Source organism: Streptomyces lanatus (assembly GCF_014655715.1).
GTDB lineage: Bacteria > Actinomycetota > Actinomycetes > Streptomycetales > Streptomycetaceae > Streptomyces > Streptomyces lanatus.
In genome coordinates this window covers 1-18,473 of sequence record NZ_BNBM01000007.1, presented here as the reverse complement: position 1 = coordinate 18,473, position 18,473 = coordinate 1, and the positions used below count along the sequence as shown (strand labels likewise).

The window sequence follows — 18,473 nt, the reverse complement described above, 5'->3', positions numbered from 1 at the left end:
CGGCTCGCAGCTGCGGAGTGACCATGACCACACGTGACGCGTCACCGTGCGTATCGTTGTACTGCGCGGTTGCACTCGTCCGTGGGGCAGCCGGGGAGGAGCGCCACGATGACCGTCCTTGAAGACAGGATCGCGATGGCCCAGAGCGACGACACGTCCTGGCTCGACGAGATGTTCGAGCGGCTTGAGAAGCTGCCCGTCCCCGAGGGATACAAGGTCGAGATCGTCGAGGGGACCGTCTACATGTCGCCGCAGCGGAGCGTCCACTGGAAAACCATTAAAGCGATCATGTGGGCGATCGAGGACACCTTCGGCAGGGATGCGGAAGTGCTCTCCGACGTCCGCATCGACTTCCCCGGGCGCAAGAACGGACTCGCCCCAGACGTGGCGAAGCTACGCGACGGCGCCGAGATGGACGCCGAGGGCCACTGGCGTAACGAGGATGTCGAGTTCATCGCCGAGGTCATCTCCAAAGACACGGCCAAGAACGACTACGGCCCCAAGAAGGCCGCGTACGCCCTCGCCGAAGTCCCCGTCTACCTCATCGTCGACCCGTACACGGCCAAGTGCCACCTGTTCACCCAGCCCAAGGACGGCGATTACATGAGCGACGCGTCGATCACTTACGGCGCAGACGTCGACATGACTAACACCCTCCTCGGCCTCACCCTCAAGACCGACAGGTTCCCCCGCGACTGACTACGCAGCCGCAGCCAGCTCCTCCTCCCGCCCCTCCCGAGGAACGAACCGAGCCCGCGGACGCCCCTGGTTCCACCCCACGGACAGCCGCAGTCCGCCCACCCGGGCCAGCACCAGGGCGATGACGACAGCCGCGGTCGCAGTGATCGCACCGCCCACCGCCAACCCGGCCCGCACGCCGTACGCGTCCGTGACCCAGCCAGCGATCGGGGCACCCAGTGGGGCCCCGCCCATGAAGACCATCATGTACAGGGCCATGACCCGGCCCCGCATGCTCGGGTCGGTGGACATCTGGATGCTGCTGTTGGCGGTGACGTTGACCGTCATCCCGAACATGCCTATCGGCGCCATGAGCAGCGCGAACAGCCAGAGCGAGGGCGCGAACGCCGCCACGATCTCCATCGCCCCGAAGGCCAGCGCTCCCCCGATCAGCGCCCGCATCCGGGCCGTACCGCGCCGAGCGGCGAGCAGCGCACCCGCCAGCGAGCCGACCGCCATCAGGGTGTTGAAGAGGCTGTAGGACCCGGCGCCCGCGTGGAAGACGTCGTCGGCGAAGGCCGACAGATACACCGGGAAGTTGAAGCCGAAGGTGCTGACGAACCCGGCGAGGACGATGGTCCAGATCAGTTCGGGGCGCCCGGCGACATACCGCAACCCCTCCCGCATCTGCCCCTTCCCGCGCGGCGCCCGCTGCACGACATGCAGCTCACGCGAACGCATCAGCAGCAGTCCGGCCAGCGGAGCGACGAAGGACAGCCCGTTGGCGAGGAACGCCCACCCCGTGCCGACACCGGTGATCATCAGGCCGGCCACGGCGGGCCCGATCAGCCGGGCCGACTGGAAGTTCGCGGAGTTCAGGCTGACCGCGTTCTGCAACTGCTCCGGGCCGACCATCTCGGAGACGAAGGACTGCCGGGCCGGGTTGTCGACGACGGTCGCGAGGCCGACCGCGAAGGCGGCCAGGTAGACATGCCAGACCTGGACGTCACCGGTGAGCGTGAGGAAGGCCAGCGCGAGACCCGTGAGGGCCATCGCGGTCTGGGTGACGAGCAGCGTGCGGCGCTTGGGCAGGCGGTCGACGAGGACACCGCCGTAGAGACCGAAGAGCAGCATCGGCAGGAACTGCAGGGCCGTCGTGATGCCGACGGCGGTGGCGGAGCCGGTGAGGCTGAGCACCAGCCAGTCCTGGGCGATGCGCTGCATCCAGGTGCCGGTGTTGGAGACGACCTGGCCGAGGAAGAAGAGACGGTAGTTCCGGACCTTCAGCGAGCTGAACATCGAGGACTTGCCGGGTCCGGGAGTAGAAGGGGTTATCGGTGCGGGTGCGGAGGTTGCTCCGGGTCCCGTACTCAATGGGGGTTCGCCTCCTCGCGAAAATGGCTTACAGGTGTGCGAGCTTCTCCAGCACGGGGGCGGCGGCGCGGATCTTCGCCCACTCGTCCTCGTCGAGGCCCTCGACCAGGGTGGCCAGGAAGGCGTTGCGCTTACGGCGGCTCTCCTCGAGCATCGCCTCGGCCTGCTCGGTCTTCGTGACGACCTTCTGGCGCCGGTCCTCCGGATGCGGCTCCAGGCGGACCAGTCCCTTGGCCTCCAGCAGGGCGACGATGCGGGTCATCGACGGCGGCTGGACATGCTCCTTGCGGGCGAGCTCACCGGGAGTGGCCTTCCCGCAGAGGGAGAGGGTGCCCAGCACCGACATCTCGGTGGGGCTCAGCGACTCGTCGACCCGCTGGTGCTTGAGCCGGCGCGACAGTCGCATCACGGCGGAGCGCAGAGAGTTCACGGCGGCAGCGTCGTCGCCATGGGTAAGGTCCGACATGTTCTTTAGCGTAACTCATTACCCTGACTAAAGACCACCGGGTTCACCGTCCTTCGATGTCACTCATCCGGGTGATCTCGTGGCGGAACGTGACACACCGCACCCGCATGTGCCGCGACCCTCATGTGCATGGGGACCAGCGTGCTCAGCCTGCGGATAGACCACGAGCTGCTCGAACGACTCAAGGAGCATGCGGCGAAAAGAGGAATGAGCGTCCAGGACTATGTCGTCCGGACGCTCATCCGCGATGACTTCGACGAGCGGTTCCAGTCCGCGGTCGAGGAGACCGAGAAGTTCTACGGCCTTACGTGAGTCCCAGCGCCGGCATCAGGTAGTAGAAGCCGAAGACCGCCGCCACGACGTACATCGCCACCGGCACCTCCCGCCCCCGCCCGGCGGCCAGGCGCAGCACCGCGAAGGTGATGAAGCCCATGCCGATGCCGTTGGTGATGGAGTAGGTGAACGGCATCATCAGCATCGTCACGAACGCCGGGATCGCGACCGTGTAGTCGGCCCAGTCGATCTCCTTGACGGAGTTCGCCATGATCAGGAAGCCGACCGCGAGCAGCGCCGGGGTCGCCGCCTGCGACGGGACCATGGTGGCGACCGGGGTGAGGAACAGCGCGATGCCGAAGAGGCCGCCGGTGACGACATTCGCGAAACCCGTACGGGCGCCCTCGCCGACGCCCGCCGTGGACTCCACGAACGCCGTGGTCGCCGAGGAGGAGCTGGCGCCGCCCGTGGCGACCGCGAGGCCGTCCACGAACAGCACCTTGTTGATGCCCGGCATCTGCCCCTCACCGTCGGTCAGCTTCGCCTCGTCGCTGACGCCCATGATCGTGCCCATGGCGTCGAAGAAGCAGGAGAGCAGGACCGTGAAGACGAAGAGGGTGCCGGTCAGCGCGCCGACCTTGTCGAAGCCGCCGAACAGGCTGAACTCACCGATCAGACCGAAGTCCGGGCTGGCGACCGGGTTGCCGGGCCACTTCGGGGTCGTCAGTCCCCAGGACGGCACCTTCGTGACCGCCTCGATGACGAGCGCGAGCACGGTCATCGCGACGATCGAGATCAGGATCGCGCCGGAGACCTTGCGGACGATCAGGGCGAGGGTGAGCAGCGTGCCCAGGACGAAGACGAGCACCGGCCAGCCGTTGAGGTGACCGTCGCCGCCCAGTTGAAGGGGCACGGTCGTCTGGGCGACATCCGGGATACGGGAGACGAAGCCGGAGTCGACGAGTCCGATCAGCATGATGAACAGGCCGATACCGATGGAGATCGCCTTGCGCAGGCTGTACGGCACGGCGTTCATGACGCGCTCACGTAGCCCGGTGGCGACCAGGAGCATGACCACGAAGCCGGCGAGGACCACCATGCCCATCGCGTCCGGCCAGGACATCCGGGGCGCGAGCTGGAGCGCGACGACCGAGTTGACGCCGAGTCCGGCGGCGAGCGCGATCGGCACATTGCCGATGACGCCCATCAGCAGCGTGGTGAACGCCGCCGTCAGGGCCGTCGCGGTGACCAGCTGGCCGTTGTCCAGCTGGTGGCCGTACATGTCCTTCGCGCTGCCGAGGATGATCGGGTTCAGCACGATGATGTACGCCATCGCGAAGAAGGTGGCGAAACCGCCACGGATCTCACGGGGCAGGGTGCTGCCGCGTTCGGAGATCTTGAAGTAGCGGTCGAGGGCGCCGTATGCGGGCATGCGCTTGGTTGTTCCTACGAAGAGAAGTGGTCAGACATAAACCGTTTCAGTATGAACATATAGAGCCTCGAACAGCCATCTCCGCGCGTAGACCGAGCCGGATCCTCACACATCCGGTCTCCTCGTAAGCTGTCCCCCATGGCCGCATTCTTCACGGGACCCGTCAAGCACGAGGCGCCCGAGCCCCTGGAAGGGCCCGTGGTCCCGACCATCGTCGGCGGCACGGTCATCTGGTTCGTCCTCTTCCTCGTCCAGCTGCCGTTCTACGGCTGGTTCGACGACCACGGGCACACCTGGTGGGTGTGGACCTGTCTGGCCGGCGGCGGGCTCGGGCTGATCGGCATCTGGTACGTCCGTAAGCGCGACGCGGCGATCAAGCGCGCCGCCGCCCAAGCCGCCGCCGAATCCGCTGCCGAAGCCACCGCCGAATAGGCAGCCGTACGACCCCGGTACGACACCCCTCCTCCCCAAGTCGGAACTTCCGCCCACTCGGCGGGTGAAGGCGTAAATCCGCACGTACCGTCGATTGCATGACGCATGCCGACGCGGGCACGGAAACCGAGGTCGACAACAACACCCTGCATCCCCCGGTGGCGAAGGGCGGACTGACCGCCGCCGAGGTGGCCGAGCGGGTCGCGCTCGGGCAGGTCAATGACATTCCGGTGCGCAGCAGCCGGTCGATGGGCGAGATCGTCCGGGCCAATGTGTTCACCCGGTTCAACGCGATCATCGGCGTGCTCTGGCTGATCATGCTGTTCGTCGCGCCGATCCAGGACAGCCTGTTCGGCTTCGTGATCATCGCCAACACCGGGATCGGGATCGTCCAGGAGTGGCGGGCGAAGAAGACCCTCGACTCGCTCGCGGTGATCGGTGAGGCCCGGCCGACGGTACGGCGGGATGGAGTCGCCGGCGAGGTCGGCACGTCCGAGATCGTGCTGGACGACCTGATCGAGATCGGGCCGGGCGACAAGGTCGTCGTGGACGGGGCGTGCGTCGAGGCCGACGGGCTGGAGATCGACGAGTCGCTGCTCACCGGCGAAGCCGACCCGGTCGTCAAACGCCCCGGCGATCCCGTCCTCTCCGGCAGCTTCGTGGTCGCGGGCGGCGGCGCCTTCCAGGCCACCAAGGTCGGCCGTGAGGCCTACGCCGCCCAGCTCGCGGAGGAGGCGTCCCGCTTCACCCTCGTCCACTCCGAGCTGCGCTCCGGCATCTCCACCATCCTCAAGTACGTGACGTGGATGATGGTCCCGGCCGCGATCGGCCTGATCGTCACCCAGCTGTTCGTGAAGAACAAGGACCTCGACGACTCCATCGCCCGGACCGTCGGCGGCATCGTGCCGATGGTCCCCGAGGGCCTGGTCCTCCTCACCTCCGTCGCCTTCGCGATCGGCGTCATCCGGCTCGGCCGCCAGCAGTGCCTCGTCCAGGAACTCCCCGCGATCGAGGGCCTGGCCCGCGTCGACACCGTCTGCCTGGACAAGACCGGCACCCTCACCGAGGGCGGCATGGACGTCACCGAGCTACGGCCCCTGAACGGCGGCGACGAGGAGTACATACGCAAGGTCCTCGGCGCCCTCGGCGAGTCCGACCCCCGCCCGAACGCCTCCCTTCAGGCCATCATCGATTCCTACCCCGACGCCGAGGACTGGCGCTGCACCGAGTCGCTGCCCTTTTCCTCCGCCCGCAAATACAGCGGCGCCACCTTCAGCGAGGGCGACGGCGAGGCGAGCACCTGGCTGCTGGGCGCCCCCGATGTGCTGCTGGGCGCCGACGACCCGGCCCTGGCCGAAACCGATCGTCTCAACGAACAGGGACTGCGCGTCCTGCTCCTCGCCCGCGCCTCCCAGGACCTCGACGATCCCGACGTGGCCGAGGACGCCCGGCCCGCCGCCCTCGTCGTACTCGAACAACGCCTGCGGCCCGACGCCGCCGACACCCTGCGCTACTTCGCGGACCAGAACGTCCGGGCCAAGGTGATCTCCGGGGACAACGCGGTGTCGGTCGGCGCGGTGGCGACCAAGCTCGGTCTGACGGGTACGACGGTCGACGCGCGCCGGCTGCCCGCCGACAAGGACGGGATGGCGACCGCCCTCGACGACGGCACGGTGTTCGGGCGGGTCACCCCGCAGCAGAAGCGGGACATGGTGGGCGCGCTCCAGTCCCACGGGCACACCGTCGCGATGACCGGGGACGGGGTGAACGACGTCCTCGCGCTGAAGGACGCCGACATCGGAGTGGCGATGGGCTCGGGGTCGGAGGCGACGCGGGCGGTGGCGCAGATCGTGCTGCTGAACAACAGCTTCGCGACGCTGCCGTCGGTGGTGGCCGAGGGGCGGCGCGTCATCGGCAACATCACGCGCGTGGCGACGCTGTTCCTGGTCAAGACGGTCTACTCGGTACTGCTCGCCCTGATGGTGGTGTTCTGGCAGGTGGAGTACCCGTTCCTGCCGCGCCACCTGACGTTGCTCTCCACCCTCACCATCGGCGTCCCCGCCTTCTTCCTCGCCCTCGCGCCCAACAAGGAACGTGCGCGGCCGCATTTCGTGCGGCGGGTCATGCGGTACGCGATCCCGGGCGGTTTCATCGCCGCGGTGGCGACCTTCGGGACCTATCTGATCGCCCGGCACTACTACACGGGCGAGGGCTCCCTGGACGCCGAGACGAGCGTGGCCACCCTGACCCTGTTCCTGATCTCGATGTGGGTCCTGGCGATCATCGCCCGGCCGTACACCTGGTGGCGCGTGGCCCTGGTCGCCGCCATGGGCTTCGGCTTCCTGCTGGTGCTGGTGGTGCCGTGGCTGCAGGAGTTCTTCGCACTGCGGCTGGTCGGGGTGACGATGCCCTGGATCGCGGTGGGCATCTCGGCGGGGGCGGCGGTCGGCCTGGAGTTCGCGTGGAGGTGGGTCGACCGCCGGTTCCCGGCGTAGGCCTCGCCTTAACGGACGTCTACGAAGTCGCCCGCGGCCGTCGCCGCCGGAGTCGTCGTCGTGCCCGCGAACGTGAACCGGAAATAGCCGTCCTGCGCTGCCGTCACCGTCGTCTTCAGGTTGCCCGTCTCGTTCGTCTTGACGGTCTTGACCGTGGTGTAGGTGTTGCTGCCGTTCTTGCGGAACTGCAGGTTCACGGGCTGCTGGACATAGCCGTTGTAGGTGCCGCGGTCCCAGTTGGCGCGGGACAGCTTGCCAGTGATGGTGATCGGCTTGCCCTTCTTCACCGGTTCCGGTGTGGCGTCGACCGTGAGCTTCGAGGTGCGCTGCATCAGGGTGGTGCCGATGCCGCTCTTGGCGGCGTAGCCGACCTTGGTGATGTCGAAGACCTCGCCCGCGGGGTTCTGCCCGTTGAACGCGGTGGCCTCGGCGGCGGCCCGCCAGGTGCCGGCGTCCGTGTTGCGGAGCTCGTGCGCGCCCGGGTAGACGTCGATCGTGCCCTTGCAGTTGGCGGTGGTCGGCGAGGTCGCGGTGCACTTGGCGGGCTTGTCGCCCTGGAGCTTGTTGTCCCACCCCGGGTAGGAACCCCGGTAGATGAAGACCTCGGTGACGAAGTCGGCGGCAGCGATATTGACGTCCGCGCCATGGGTCAGCTTGTACGTCACCGTCGTGGCGACATGCTGCGTCGTCCCGACCTTCACCGTCTTGGCGATCTTGACGTCGGAGAAGGAGACGTTCAGGTCGTACGGCTTGCCCGGGGCCCTGGTGGAGTCGGCCGCGCGGACCTTGGCGACGGCCGCGCGGTAGGAGGCGGCGGAGTCGTCGGCCTGCGCGGCCGGGACGGCGACGGCGGAGACGGCCAGGGCGCCGGAGACGGCGGCCACGGTGGCTCTGATGCGCATGCGTTCCCCTGGGTACGGAAAGGGGGCCCCGTTGGTCATGTCGGGGCCCGGGTTATCTGATCGTGAAGCCTGATGGCTCAAGTGATCAGATATGAGGCGGGCGTTGCCGGTTGTGTGACCCCTGAGGAAATTGCGTGACCTTCGTCACGCCACCGCCCGCCGCCGCCCGCGACCGCTCAGTCGAACCAGCGGTCGCGTGCCAGTTCCGCGGTCCGTGACGGATCCTCCAGCAGCGCGGCGACCTCGAAGCGGCGCGGCCACTGCCCCGCCGCCCAGGCCAGGCCCGCGGCCACGCCTTCCAGGGTCGACGCGTGGAGCACCCCGTCGTCGGTCAGCCGCCAGTCGAGCTCGATGCCGTCGACGACGAGTTCCTCGTGCTCGACGTACGACCCGGGCGTCTGTGCCCCCAGCAGCACCCGTACCGACTCCGGTACGTCGTGCTCGGTGCCCTCGCTCGTCACCTCCCCGGTGACGGACTCGCTCAGCCGCCGCACCTGGAACAGTTCGGCCAGTTCGGCGGCCCGCGACGGCCGTACGGGAAGGAGCGGCACCCCCTCCGTGAACGGCAGCAGATCCGGCGAGTCCACGACCACCGCGTCCCCAGCGTCCACGACCTCCACCCGCCCGTCGACGACGGCCCGCAGCTCGTCCGGCAGGGTCACCTGCTCGGGGTCAAGGTCGGCCAACGCGCCGTAGAGGGCGTGGAGTTGGGCGGCGGTGACGTCCCGCTCCGGATCGGCGAGGCGGTCGAGCAGTTCCGCCGCGCCGCCCGGCTCGTCGAGCAGCGCGGCGACCGAGGTGCGCACGCCCAGCGCCCGCAGGACCTGTTCGTCGTCGAAGCCGGTGGCGTCGGCCTCGTCGTACAGGCCGCGGAGGAGCGGGTCGCCGCCGGCCGCGAGCAAGCCCGCCGGGCGGCGGCCGTCCAGCACCGGGTTGCCCCGCAGCCACCATGCCGTGTACGGCCGTACGACTTCATGGGTGCCGTCGGGCAGCAGGATCCGTACCTGCTGGGTGAGGGCGTCGCGCAGCGGCGGCTGGGCGAGCAGGGCGAGGGCCTGGGGCCACTTGTCGTCGTCGACCAGGTCCAGATCGCGTACGGCGATCAGCTCGGTGGCGACCGGCGGTACCGGCGTGTCCGGGAAGCGGTCGAGGATGTCCTCGCACCAGACGTCGACGGCGTCCAGCAGACCGGCGTCGTCGGGCTCGGCGAAGTCGCCCTCGCGGGGCTCCAGTTCGTCCGGGTCGAGGACGACGTCCGTGGCGCGGACGAGGGCGAAGTTGGCGAGGACGCCACAGGCGGCGAGGGGCTGCTCGCCCCACCTCTCGGCCAACTCGGCGTCCACGGTGGCGAGTTCGTCGTCCCGCATGACCTGTGCGAAGGGACTGCCGGGGAGGACCAGCTCACCGGCGGGGGCGGGCTCCCCGTCCTCGTCGGGCAGCGCGAGGGCCCCGAGCCACGGCTCGTCACCGGGCTCAAGGCCCGCGTCCCGCACGAGCGCGAGAACCGTCTCCGCCAGCTCCTCCGCATCCGGGGTGTCCTCCTCCCAGTTCACCCCGCCGTCGTCGTCCAGCGACGCGGCGACGGCGGCGCGCACCTGGGGCGTGGTGAGGACCGCGCGGGGTGTGGCCGGGAGGGCGCCGAGCTTCTCCAGGAGGGGGTGCGCGGCGTCCGGGTGGGCGACCTTGAGGCCGAGGCGGGCCAGGATCTCCGGGTCGATGCGGGCGGAGTCGGGGGCGGGGAGCAGGATCTGGCGGGGGCCGATGGTGGTGCGTCCGTCGGCCAGCGGCACGGGCAGCCCTGACAGCCGGTCCGGGTCGACCCCGGCGAGGCTGTCGTAGAGCCGCCGCCACCAGCCTGGCTCCTTCTCAAGGCCGGCGAGGCGGTCGACGGCGTCGGTGAGCGGGACCCGGGCGACGCCCAACGTCCGCAGCTCCACGCGCCGTTCGAGCCCTGCGGGCAGGAGGGTGGGCAGCACCTCGGCGAGCACGCGCACGGTGTCGGCACCGGCGCCCTCGACGACCTCGGCGTCACGGGGTCTGAGGGCCTCGGGGAGCTCCGGGTCGTGCTCGGCGGCGGGCGGCAGGAAGGAGGTGCGCGGCAGCCGCTCCAGGATGGCCTGCCGCAGGGCCCCGTCCAGCTCGCCCTTGCCGAGCGGCCCGGGTACCAGCCCGATGATGCCCTCGCCCACCGGGCGCCAGTCGGCGAGGAGTTCGGCGTAGGCGTCGGCCGCGCGCTGCACCAGGAAGTCGGTGAGCGGGCCGGGGGCGGCGTGGCGGCGGGTGGTGTCGAGGGGGAAGGAGGCGATGAGCAGGGCGGGGACGCCGAGGGCCTCGTCGCTGGGCGTGGGCGCGTGGACGACGGGGGCGGTGCGGGGGCGGGCGGGGGTGCTGTCGGCGGCGTCGACGGGCACGGCCCAGGTGAGCGACCAGTGGGGGCGCAGCCGCTCCTCGACCGGGCGGTCGGCGAGGAGTTCGGGGGTGAGGGGGCCGTGGGCGACGGACGTACGCCAGTGGGTGACGCCGTCGCGGGAGTCCTCGACGATGGTGAAGGGACCGTCGGTGCGGCGCCGCAGGGTGCGCGGCTCGCCCTCCCCGACCTCGATGACGACTTCTTCCAGGCCGGGCAGTGCCAGCAGCAGGGCGTCGTCGACGGCGTTCAGCAGGCGCTCGGCGAGATCGGCGGCGGCGGTGTCGCGGAGCGGGAGGATGACGGCGGTGTCGTACGGGTCGGGGGCGGAGCCCTCGGCGGCGAACGGCAGCCGCAGCAGGGGCACATGCCCGTCCCGGCGCCGGATCTCGTCGCCCAGCCCCGGGCTGTGCCGCGCGACCTCCTGGGCCAGCTCCCGGGCCTCGGCGAGCGCCCAGCGGACCCCGCCGTGCCGTCCGACGACGGCGGGCTCGTCGGTGACGGAGAGAACGGCGGCGAACCCGACGCCGAAACGCCCTACGGAGGCCGTGTCCCGCTTGGCGGAGGCCCGCAGCGTGGACAGCGACTCGACACCGGCGGCGTCGAGGGGAGCCCCGGTGTTGGCGGCGACGAGAACACCCTCACGGAGGGTGAGCCGAAGGCGTCCGGCGACCCCCGCCCGGGCGGCGGCGTCGGCGGCGTTCTGAGCGAGCTCGACGACGAGCCGGTCCCGGTAGCCGCCGAGGACGAGGTCCTCCTCGGCGTTGGCGTCCTCCCGGAACCGGGCCGGACTGGTCGCCCAGGCGTCCAGCACGCCGCGACGCAGACGGGCCGTACCGAACGGGTCGGCGCCCTCGGCCGCGGGCCGCACGAACTTGCTCACGATCACTCTCCTCGTCGGCGTGACGATGAAGGTACCGCGCGCGAGAGGAACCGTGACTCGGCGAGGGCCGCCGGGCGGCGAGTGTTCACCTCACCGCCCGGCGGCCCGGGCCTGGACTACGGATACCGGCGGCCGGTCACAGGACCGCCCGGGACTACCGCGCCGCCCGCCCGAAGGCCGTACCCGCGGCCGGGAGGCCGCCGGTGCCGGGCTGGTACGTCGTCACCGGGGCGACCGTGCCGCCCGCCGTCACGTTGGACAGCGGCAGGGCGTACAGGGTGCCGTACGTGGAGGGGCCGTCGGGCAGGCCCACGTACAGGTTGGTGCCGGTGAAGTGGACGCTGCTGCCGATCTGCTGGTTCGCGGCCGGGGTGCCGGGGATGCCGTCGCCGTCGCCCGCCTCGATCCAGCGGTCGTTCGCGCCGGGCGTGCCGAGGAGGGAGAAGGTGTGGACCGCGCCTGCCTTCGTGGCCGTACCGATGGCCTCACCGGGGACGCCGACCGCGAGCTTCATCGTGGCCGTGGTGCTCAGCGCGCGCGGGGCGGTGTTGACCGCGGTGACGGTCTCGCCCATGCGGTCGCCGGCCTCGGAGGTGCCGGAGACGTCGTCGGTGCCGTTGCCCTGGATGAGCTCGGGCAGTTCGGAACCGGTGCCCGCGGCGGTGACACGGAAGAGGACGACCCGGCCGGCGTCGGCCTTGGCGGCGCCGTCGATGGTGAGGTCCTCGCCGGGCGAGCCGATCGCGAGGATCGAGTCGGTGGCGGCGGTGGCACCCGACGGGCGGTACTCGGTGAGCGACAGCGACCTGCCGAACTCGTCGCCCGCCTCGGCGGCACCGGACACGGTGTCGAGGTCCTGGTCGAGGCCGAACAGCGGCTTGGGGTGACCGTCGGCGTGCAGGGTGTGCGAGAACACCGCGAGGTTGCCGGAGGCCGCGTCGCCGCCGATGTCCTCGTTGGGCGCGCCGATCGCGATGTGGTTGGCGTTGGCGGCGACGGACGTACCGAAGCCGTCGTTGGCCTCGGCGGTGCCGGGGACGTCGGTCTTGTCCTGGTGGACGGAGATGTTGGTGCTGCCGCGCAGATAGAAGGCCATGCCGGCCTTGGTGAGGGTGCCGAGTGCCTCGCCGGGGACGCCGATGACCAGGTACGGCTCGCCCGCGGCGGTGCGGCCTGCCGCGACCGCGTGGCCCATGCGGTCGCCGGCCTCGGCGGCGGACGCGCCGATGGCGCCCGAGCCGGTGCCCTGCTCGAAGTGGGTGCCCTTCTGGACCCCGGTGCCGAGGCCGCCGGCGGCGCCGTAGAGGACGTCGGCCATGCCCGCGTCGGCGGCGGTGCCGACGTCGTCGCCGGGGGTGCCGACGACGAGGTCGGTGTAGCCGTCCTCGTTGTAGTCGACGGTGTCGATGGTCGACCCGAACCCGTCGCTCGGCTCGGCGCCGCCGGGCACCCAGTCGAGGTCCTGGTTGATCTCGGCGGTGCCCTTGCCCCCGCCGTACACGATGCGGACCAGGCCCGCCTTGGCGTCGCCGCCCACGGTGGCCTCGGGGTCGGTGATCGCGATGTCCTGGACGCCGTCGCCGTTGAAGTCGGTGATGCCGGTGGCGCCGGTCTTGGAGTTCACCCAGGCGGCGAGGTCGTCGACCCGGGTGGTGATTCCGCCGGTGCGCGTCTCGGCGGCGTCGACGCCGAAGCAACCCCCTTGGAAGGAACGGCTGTTGATGGCGGCGAGGGTGGCCGTGCCGTTGGTCACGCGGACCACGGGGCCGCCGGAGTCGCCCATGCACGCGGCGACGCCGTCCTTGCCGGTGACGGTGGCCGTGGTCGCGGCGGCCGAGTCCACGGTGTAGGCGCCGGTGTGCAGCTTCAGGGGCGCCCACTCGTCCTTGGTACGGCCGTAGCCGGCGAAGGTCAGCTGTTCGCCGGCGGTGGGCGCGGAGGTGGCGAGGGCGATGGGCGCGACGGTGGTGACCGGGCGGTTGAGGCGGGCCAGGACCAGGTCGCGGTCGGTGCGCGGGACCAGCTCCACGACCGTGCGTTCCACGCCCTGCGTGCCGGTCAGGTCGGCGCGGCCGATGACGGCGGTGGTCTTCAGCTTCGGTGCCCCGGCGGGCACGTCGAGGCTCACGGCAGGGTCGTCGACGAAGCATCCGGCCGCGGTGAGCAGCCACTCGGCGTCCACGAGGGTGCCGGAGCAGCCACGGGTGCCGTCGCCGATGTCCAGGCGGGCGGTGTAGCCGTACGTGGTGTCGGTGGACTCGCCCCCGGTGACGGCGGTGGCGGGCGCGGCGCACAGGGCGATCGGGCCCGCGACCAGGGCCGCGGCGAGCGCGGCGAGGCGAAGGGGTCTGGTGTGACGCATGACCTTGGTTTCTGTGGTGAGGGAGCTGCACGGCCGGGAGTCGCCGGGGCGCAGCACGGCGGGTGAGGAGCGGCGGCCGGGCGCTACTTGGCGGACCTGATCTCCACGAGCATGAATTCACGGCCCTGTTCGTCCGCGCTCTCGCCGACCGCGGTCCAGGCGTTCTCGGCGACGTCGAAGCTCTTCTCCTCGGCGCCGACGGTCATGTCGACCTGGGTCGCGTAGTCGTTGCCCTTGACGCCGTAGACGGAGGGGATCTCCATCGTCAGGTAACCGCTGTCGCCGGTCACACGGAAGCAGATCTTGTCCTTGCTGCGGGCCCAGACCTCCAGGAGGCCGGTCTGGCTCGCGCAGTCGGCGAGGACGATGTGGCCGTCGCCGCGCTTGAGGGTGATGCCCTGCTCGGCGAGGATCTTGTCAGCCTGCGGGTAGTCGAAGTCCTCGACGGTGTAGCCCGGGGCCTCGCCGGCGACGGCCTCGCTGTTGGCGCCACCCTGGGCCGACGCGAGCCATGCCAGAGCGCCCACGGCCGTGGCGATCCCCAGATTGCGCACGAGCGCGCTACGTACCTTCATCACTGTCCTAGTTCGTAGATTCCTGTCCGGGGGATACAGGAAAAGCCGGGGCTCGAAATACCCCCGGAAGAATTTGCCGGAGAAACGCAGAAAGCGTCACCTGCGGCCGACATATGGAAGCTTAGATTCCACTCCCAGTCCATCGGATGAATGCCAAGAAATGGGACATACGTGCAGCTCAGGAGGTGATGTCCGCCATAGTCTGTGAAGGTTGTATGGGATTCTATTAAAGATCGGTTTACGAAAAGTTTAGAATTGATAACGCCCAACCCCCCGTCCAATTCACGTCCGCAACGTGTGTGATCCTGCTCCGGCGATTGAGGGTCGTACGGCCCTTTGAATTCCCTGGAGCCTCTTAGTAATGAACATGCTCAAACGGCGGCGAGGGCGCGGAAGATCCATATCCGCCCTGGCCCTGACCCTTTCTGCGGCCGTGGTGGGTACGGCCTGGGGCGAGTCCGCAGCGGCGGCCGAGATCGGTCTGCCCGACAACGCCCGCACCCAGGTCCTCGACGCCTGGCAGCTCGGCGGTCGCGCGGTGCGCGCCGAGGCGGAGACCGCGCTGGCCGGCACCGACGACGCCCTGCAGTCCTTCCTCGACACGGGGTTCGCCCGTGCCCGCGCCGAGGACGAACGCGCCGCAGCCCTCACCGTCCTCAACTACGCGGGACCCGGTGTGCGGGCCAAGGCCCAGGAGGCCCTCTCCGGCACCGACGCGGACGTCCACGCGTTCATCACCGAGGGGTACAAGGGCCCCCTCGCCGACGACCGCAGGACCGCGGTGCTGACCGTCCTCGGCACCGGCGGCACGGCCGTGGTCCGGGAGGCGAACAAGGCCCTCGACACCGGGACCCCCGAGGCCCTGCAGACCTTCCTCGACTCCGGCCAGTACACGGCCCGGCAGGAGGACGAGCGCGCCGAGGCCACCGCCATGCTCGTCGGCGCGGGCCCGAACCTCACCACGGCGATCAACCGCGCGCTCGACGGCACCCCGGCCGATGTGACCGTGTTCCTGGAGAAGGGCCAGCACCTGGCGCGGGCCCGCGACCAGGAGTCGCTGACGATCGACCAGCTCGTGCGGCAGGCAGAGAACGCGGGCAAGCGCGCCGCCACCGCCACCGTCGCCGCGAAGGAGGCATCCGACCGGGCCGAGGCGGCTTCGGCCGAGGCCAAGAAGGCCGCGCTGAAGGCGGCCGAGGAGTCCAAGGCCGCGCAGTCCGACGCGGTCAAGGCCTCGCGTGCCGCCGGTCGCGCGGCGGACGCCGCCGAGGGTGCCGCCGACGCCGCCCGTACGGCGGTCACCGCCTCGCGCACGGCGATCACCGCCGCCCGGACCGCCGCCGACGCCGCCCAGGCCGCCGCGGCCGCCGCGGCAGCTGCCTCCTCGGCCTCCGTGCGCGCCTGGAACGCCGCTTCCGCCGCGTCCAAGGACAGCGGGCAGGCGACCGCCGCCCGGGACGCCGCGAAGGCCGCCCTGGAAACGGCCGAGAAGGCCCGCAGTGCCGCGACCGCGGCCAAGTCGGCCGCCACCGCGAGCAGCAAGGCGCAGGAGTCCAGCGCCGCCGCCGCGCGGGCCGGCCAGAACGCGGCCGCCTCGGCCGACGCCGCCGCCGACGCCGCCGAGGCCTCGGGGGTCTCCCAGGCGCAGGCCCAGCGGGCCCGCGACGCGGCGAACCTCGCCCGGTCCGCCGCCGACACCGCGACGGCCGCCGCCAACCGGGCCGGCACGCTGGCCGGCAAGGCCGCCCAGGCCGCGAACGAGGCCCACACGGCAGCCAACAGCGCCGCCGACCACGCGAAGGCCGCGGGCGACGCCGCCAACGCCGCCGCCGACGCCGCGGGCGAGGCCGTGGACTGGGCCAACAAGGCCACCGCCAACGCGAACGCGGCCATCACCGCCGCGACGGACGCGAACAGCGCGCTCACGCAGGCCCAGACGGTCGCCCAGCTCGCCCGCGACACCGAGGCCGCGCAGGTGGCGGAGGACCGGGCACTGGCCATCGAGGTGGCCCAGTACGCCGAGACCGTCGAGGACCGCTCCCAGACGGACATGCGCAAGACCCAGGCGGTGCAGGCGGCGACCAGCCAGGAGACCAAGGACCTGCTCGCGCAGGCGGCCGCCGAGAGCGACACCGCCGCGGCGGCCGCGCTCGGCCGCAAGGCCGCGGTCAACCTGATGGACGACCACTCGATCTGGACCCGACAGGCCGCGCAGCAGGCGCTGACCGGCGGCAACCAGGACGTCGTCGACTGGGTGGAGACCGGGTACGCCGAGGCCGCCGGGCTCGACGACCGCGAGAAGGTCCTCACCCTGGCCCGCCTCAACCGGGTCGTCGTCTCGGAGGCGGCGCAGAAGGTGCTGGAGAGCACCGACCCGAAGGCTGTGAGCGACTTCCTGCTCAAGGACGCCAAGGACGTGCAGGCCGACGACTACCGCATGGCCGTATTCAAGACGATGAGCGGCGCGGGCAAGGCCGTCACCGCCGCCGCCAACGCGGCGCTGAACGACGGCAGTGTCGAGGCATTGCACAAGTACCTGATCTCCGGCTACTCCACCGCGAAGACCGAGGACGACCGGCAGACCACCGTCGCCGCCCTCGCCACCGCGGGCCCCAACGTCGAGGCCGCGGCCCAGGCCGCGCTGGAGGGCCCGGAGTGGATGCTCCACAAGTTCGTCAGCTACGCCCGTTACGAGGCGCAGCAGGCCGACCAGGACACGGCCACCCATGTGGCGTCCATCGACACGCAGATCGCCGCGGCGGGCCGTGTCGTTGCCACCGCGTACAAGAACGCGGCGGAGGCCGCCAAGGCCGCGGCCGAGGCCCGCCAGGACGCCGAGGACGCCGTGAAGTGGTCGAACGAGGCGCAGACGTCGGCGACGACCGCTCAGAACTGGTCCGACAAGGCGACAGCCTCCGCCACGGCCGCCGACAAGTCCGCCGCCGACGCCGAGGCCTCGGCCGCCACCGCCGCGAAGGCGGCCTCGGCCGCCCGCACCGCGAGCCGCCAGGCCAATTACAAGGCGAACCAGGCCGCCACCTCGGCCAAGTCCGCGGTGGACTCGGCCATGAGCGCACAGGCCGCCTCCGACCAGGCGTACGCCGACGCGATCGCCGCGGGCAAGTCCGCGGCGGAGGCGAAGCAGGCGGCGAACGACGCGAAGAAGGTCGTCGAGCGCAAGCGCCAGGAGGAGATCGCCGCCGAGGCCGCCAAGGCGGCGGCGGAGGCCCGCTACAACAAGGCCAACGGCATCGATCCGGCCAACAACGTCGGCAACGACATGGTCACCGTCGCCTACGAGGAGCCCGCGAACGACCAGAGCGCCGCGCAGACGGCCGATGCGCTGGGCACGATCTCCATGGCCCTCGGTCTGAGTGCCGCCGCTACGGCGTTCGTCCCGGGCCTCCAGCCCCTTTCGGCGGCGCTCGCCGGAGCATCATTGGTGTTCACGGCCGCCGGCCTCATCTACACGGGCAAGGCATACGGCTTCGGCAGCGACAAGTTCGTCCAGGAAGCCGCCGGCGCGGTGCTCGGCATGGGCCTCGGTTCCATCGGCGCCCTGGCCGCGTCCCAGGTCACCAGCCATTACGCCGCCGCGGCGCTCGGAGGCATCCACGCCGGTGTCTCCGGGATCATCGACTTCTTCGGCTGAGCCGCTCGGTGCCCAGGGCCGGACGGCGGGGTCCAGGACTCCCGCCGCCCGGCCCCACCCGGCACCACACCTACGATAGAAAGCCACAGAAAGGGCAAAGATGCCGGACAAAACCTCACCACTGTGGTGGCTCTTCGCAGCGCTCAGCGCGGCCGCCTTCATCGCCGCGATGGTCCCTGGCATGGTCAACCGGCGCCAGAAGATCTTCGTCTCCAGTGGCCCCGCGTTCACGTTCCTGGTCCTTCTGGGCTTCGCCGGCGTCTACGACAAGTCGGTCACCGAGTGGCTCCCCGTCTACAGCGCCGTTCTCATCGCCTGCGCCCTCTGCGTGGTGGGCCACTGGAAGGCCATGCGCACCTTCATGACCTGGCGCGCGGAGAACCCCGGCAAGCCGGACAACGAAGGCCCGGACACCCCCTGGGTTCTCCAGTTCATCGTCACCCTGCCGGTGTGCCTGATCCCGGCGATCCTGTACGTGCTCTAAAGGGTGTTGCACAAGGCTGTGTTCGGGCAGGTCAGGGCGTGTGATCGCGGTCTTCTGG

The 18,473-nt window shown here is 70.7% G+C and carries 13 protein-coding genes; 6 read left to right on the top strand and 7 right to left on the bottom strand.

The window, feature by feature from the left end:
- The first annotated feature begins 108 nt into the window (after positions 1-108).
- The gene (locus IE325_RS19715) at positions 109-699 is read left to right on the top strand and encodes a Uma2 family endonuclease (RefSeq protein WP_190071278.1); all 591 of its coding nucleotides are present in this window, start codon (positions 109-111) and stop codon (positions 697-699) included.
- On the opposite strand, the gene IE325_RS19710 is transcribed toward IE325_RS19715, so the two are convergent.
- Both IE325_RS19710 and IE325_RS19705 read right to left on the bottom strand, forming a co-directional pair.
- The gene (locus IE325_RS19710; protein WP_190071277.1) at positions 700-1,977 is read right to left on the bottom strand and encodes an MFS transporter; all 1,278 of its coding nucleotides are present in this window, start codon (positions 1,975-1,977) and stop codon (positions 700-702) included. It lies immediately after the preceding gene.
- Positions 1,978-2,080: 103 nt separating this feature from the next.
- Positions 2,081-2,518 carry a MarR family winged helix-turn-helix transcriptional regulator gene (locus tag IE325_RS19705; RefSeq protein ID WP_048581218.1) on the bottom strand — a complete coding sequence of 146 codons (438 nt, stop codon included), beginning with the start codon at positions 2,516-2,518 and terminating at the stop codon, positions 2,081-2,083.
- A gap of 129 nt (positions 2,519-2,647) precedes the next feature.
- Here IE325_RS19705 and IE325_RS19700 point away from each other — a divergent pair, with 129 nt between their 5' ends.
- Positions 2,648-2,830 carry a ribbon-helix-helix protein, CopG family gene (locus IE325_RS19700; RefSeq protein WP_030048376.1) on the top strand — a complete coding sequence of 61 codons (183 nt, stop codon included), beginning with the start codon at positions 2,648-2,650 and terminating at the stop codon, positions 2,828-2,830.
- Here the strand turns inward: IE325_RS19700 and IE325_RS19695 are convergent.
- On the bottom strand, positions 2,823-4,223 hold the full coding sequence (locus IE325_RS19695; RefSeq protein ID WP_190071275.1) for an NCS2 family permease: 1,401 nt from the start codon (positions 4,221-4,223) through the stop codon (positions 2,823-2,825). The two genes, IE325_RS19700 and IE325_RS19695, sit on opposite strands and share 8 nt — an antisense overlap.
- 138 nt (positions 4,224-4,361) lie before the next feature.
- Here IE325_RS19695 and IE325_RS19690 point away from each other — a divergent pair, with 138 nt between their 5' ends.
- Positions 4,362-4,655: a DUF2530 domain-containing protein gene (locus IE325_RS19690; protein WP_190071274.1), complete on the top strand. Its 294-nt coding sequence runs from the start codon at positions 4,362-4,364 to the stop codon at positions 4,653-4,655.
- 98 nt (positions 4,656-4,753) lie between these two features.
- On the top strand, positions 4,754-7,150 hold the full coding sequence (locus tag IE325_RS19685; RefSeq protein WP_190071273.1) for a cation-translocating P-type ATPase: 2,397 nt from the start codon (positions 4,754-4,756) through the stop codon (positions 7,148-7,150).
- A gap of 8 nt (positions 7,151-7,158) precedes the next feature.
- Here the strand turns inward: IE325_RS19685 and IE325_RS19680 are convergent, their stop codons facing one another.
- The 4 genes from IE325_RS19680 to IE325_RS19665 form a co-directional block, all read right to left on the bottom strand.
- Positions 7,159-8,052, bottom strand: coding sequence for a hypothetical protein (locus IE325_RS19680; RefSeq protein WP_190071272.1), 894 nt, complete (start codon positions 8,050-8,052; stop codon positions 7,159-7,161).
- A 176-nt stretch (positions 8,053-8,228) separates the two neighbouring features.
- Positions 8,229-11,342, bottom strand: a complete 3,114-nt coding sequence (locus IE325_RS19675) for a sacsin N-terminal ATP-binding-like domain-containing protein (protein ID WP_190071271.1) — start codon at positions 11,340-11,342, stop codon at positions 8,229-8,231.
- Positions 11,343-11,496: 154 nt separating this feature from the next.
- Positions 11,497-13,704 (bottom strand): trypsin-like serine protease, encoded by a 2,208-nt coding sequence (locus tag IE325_RS19670; protein WP_190071270.1) that lies wholly within the window; start codon positions 13,702-13,704, stop codon positions 11,497-11,499.
- Between the two features lie 83 nt (positions 13,705-13,787).
- Positions 13,788-14,279, bottom strand: a complete 492-nt coding sequence (locus tag IE325_RS19665) for a hypothetical protein (protein ID WP_190071269.1) — start codon at positions 14,277-14,279, stop codon at positions 13,788-13,790.
- A gap of 361 nt (positions 14,280-14,640) precedes the next feature.
- Here IE325_RS19665 and IE325_RS19660 point away from each other — a divergent pair, with 361 nt between their 5' ends.
- Positions 14,641-17,931 (top strand): ALF repeat-containing protein, encoded by a 3,291-nt coding sequence (locus IE325_RS19660; protein WP_190071268.1) that lies wholly within the window; start codon positions 14,641-14,643, stop codon positions 17,929-17,931.
- Positions 17,932-18,031: 100 nt separating this feature from the next.
- Positions 18,032-18,415: a hypothetical protein gene (locus IE325_RS19655; protein ID WP_190071267.1), complete on the top strand. Its 384-nt coding sequence runs from the start codon at positions 18,032-18,034 to the stop codon at positions 18,413-18,415.
- Positions 18,416-18,473 lie beyond the last annotated feature (58 nt).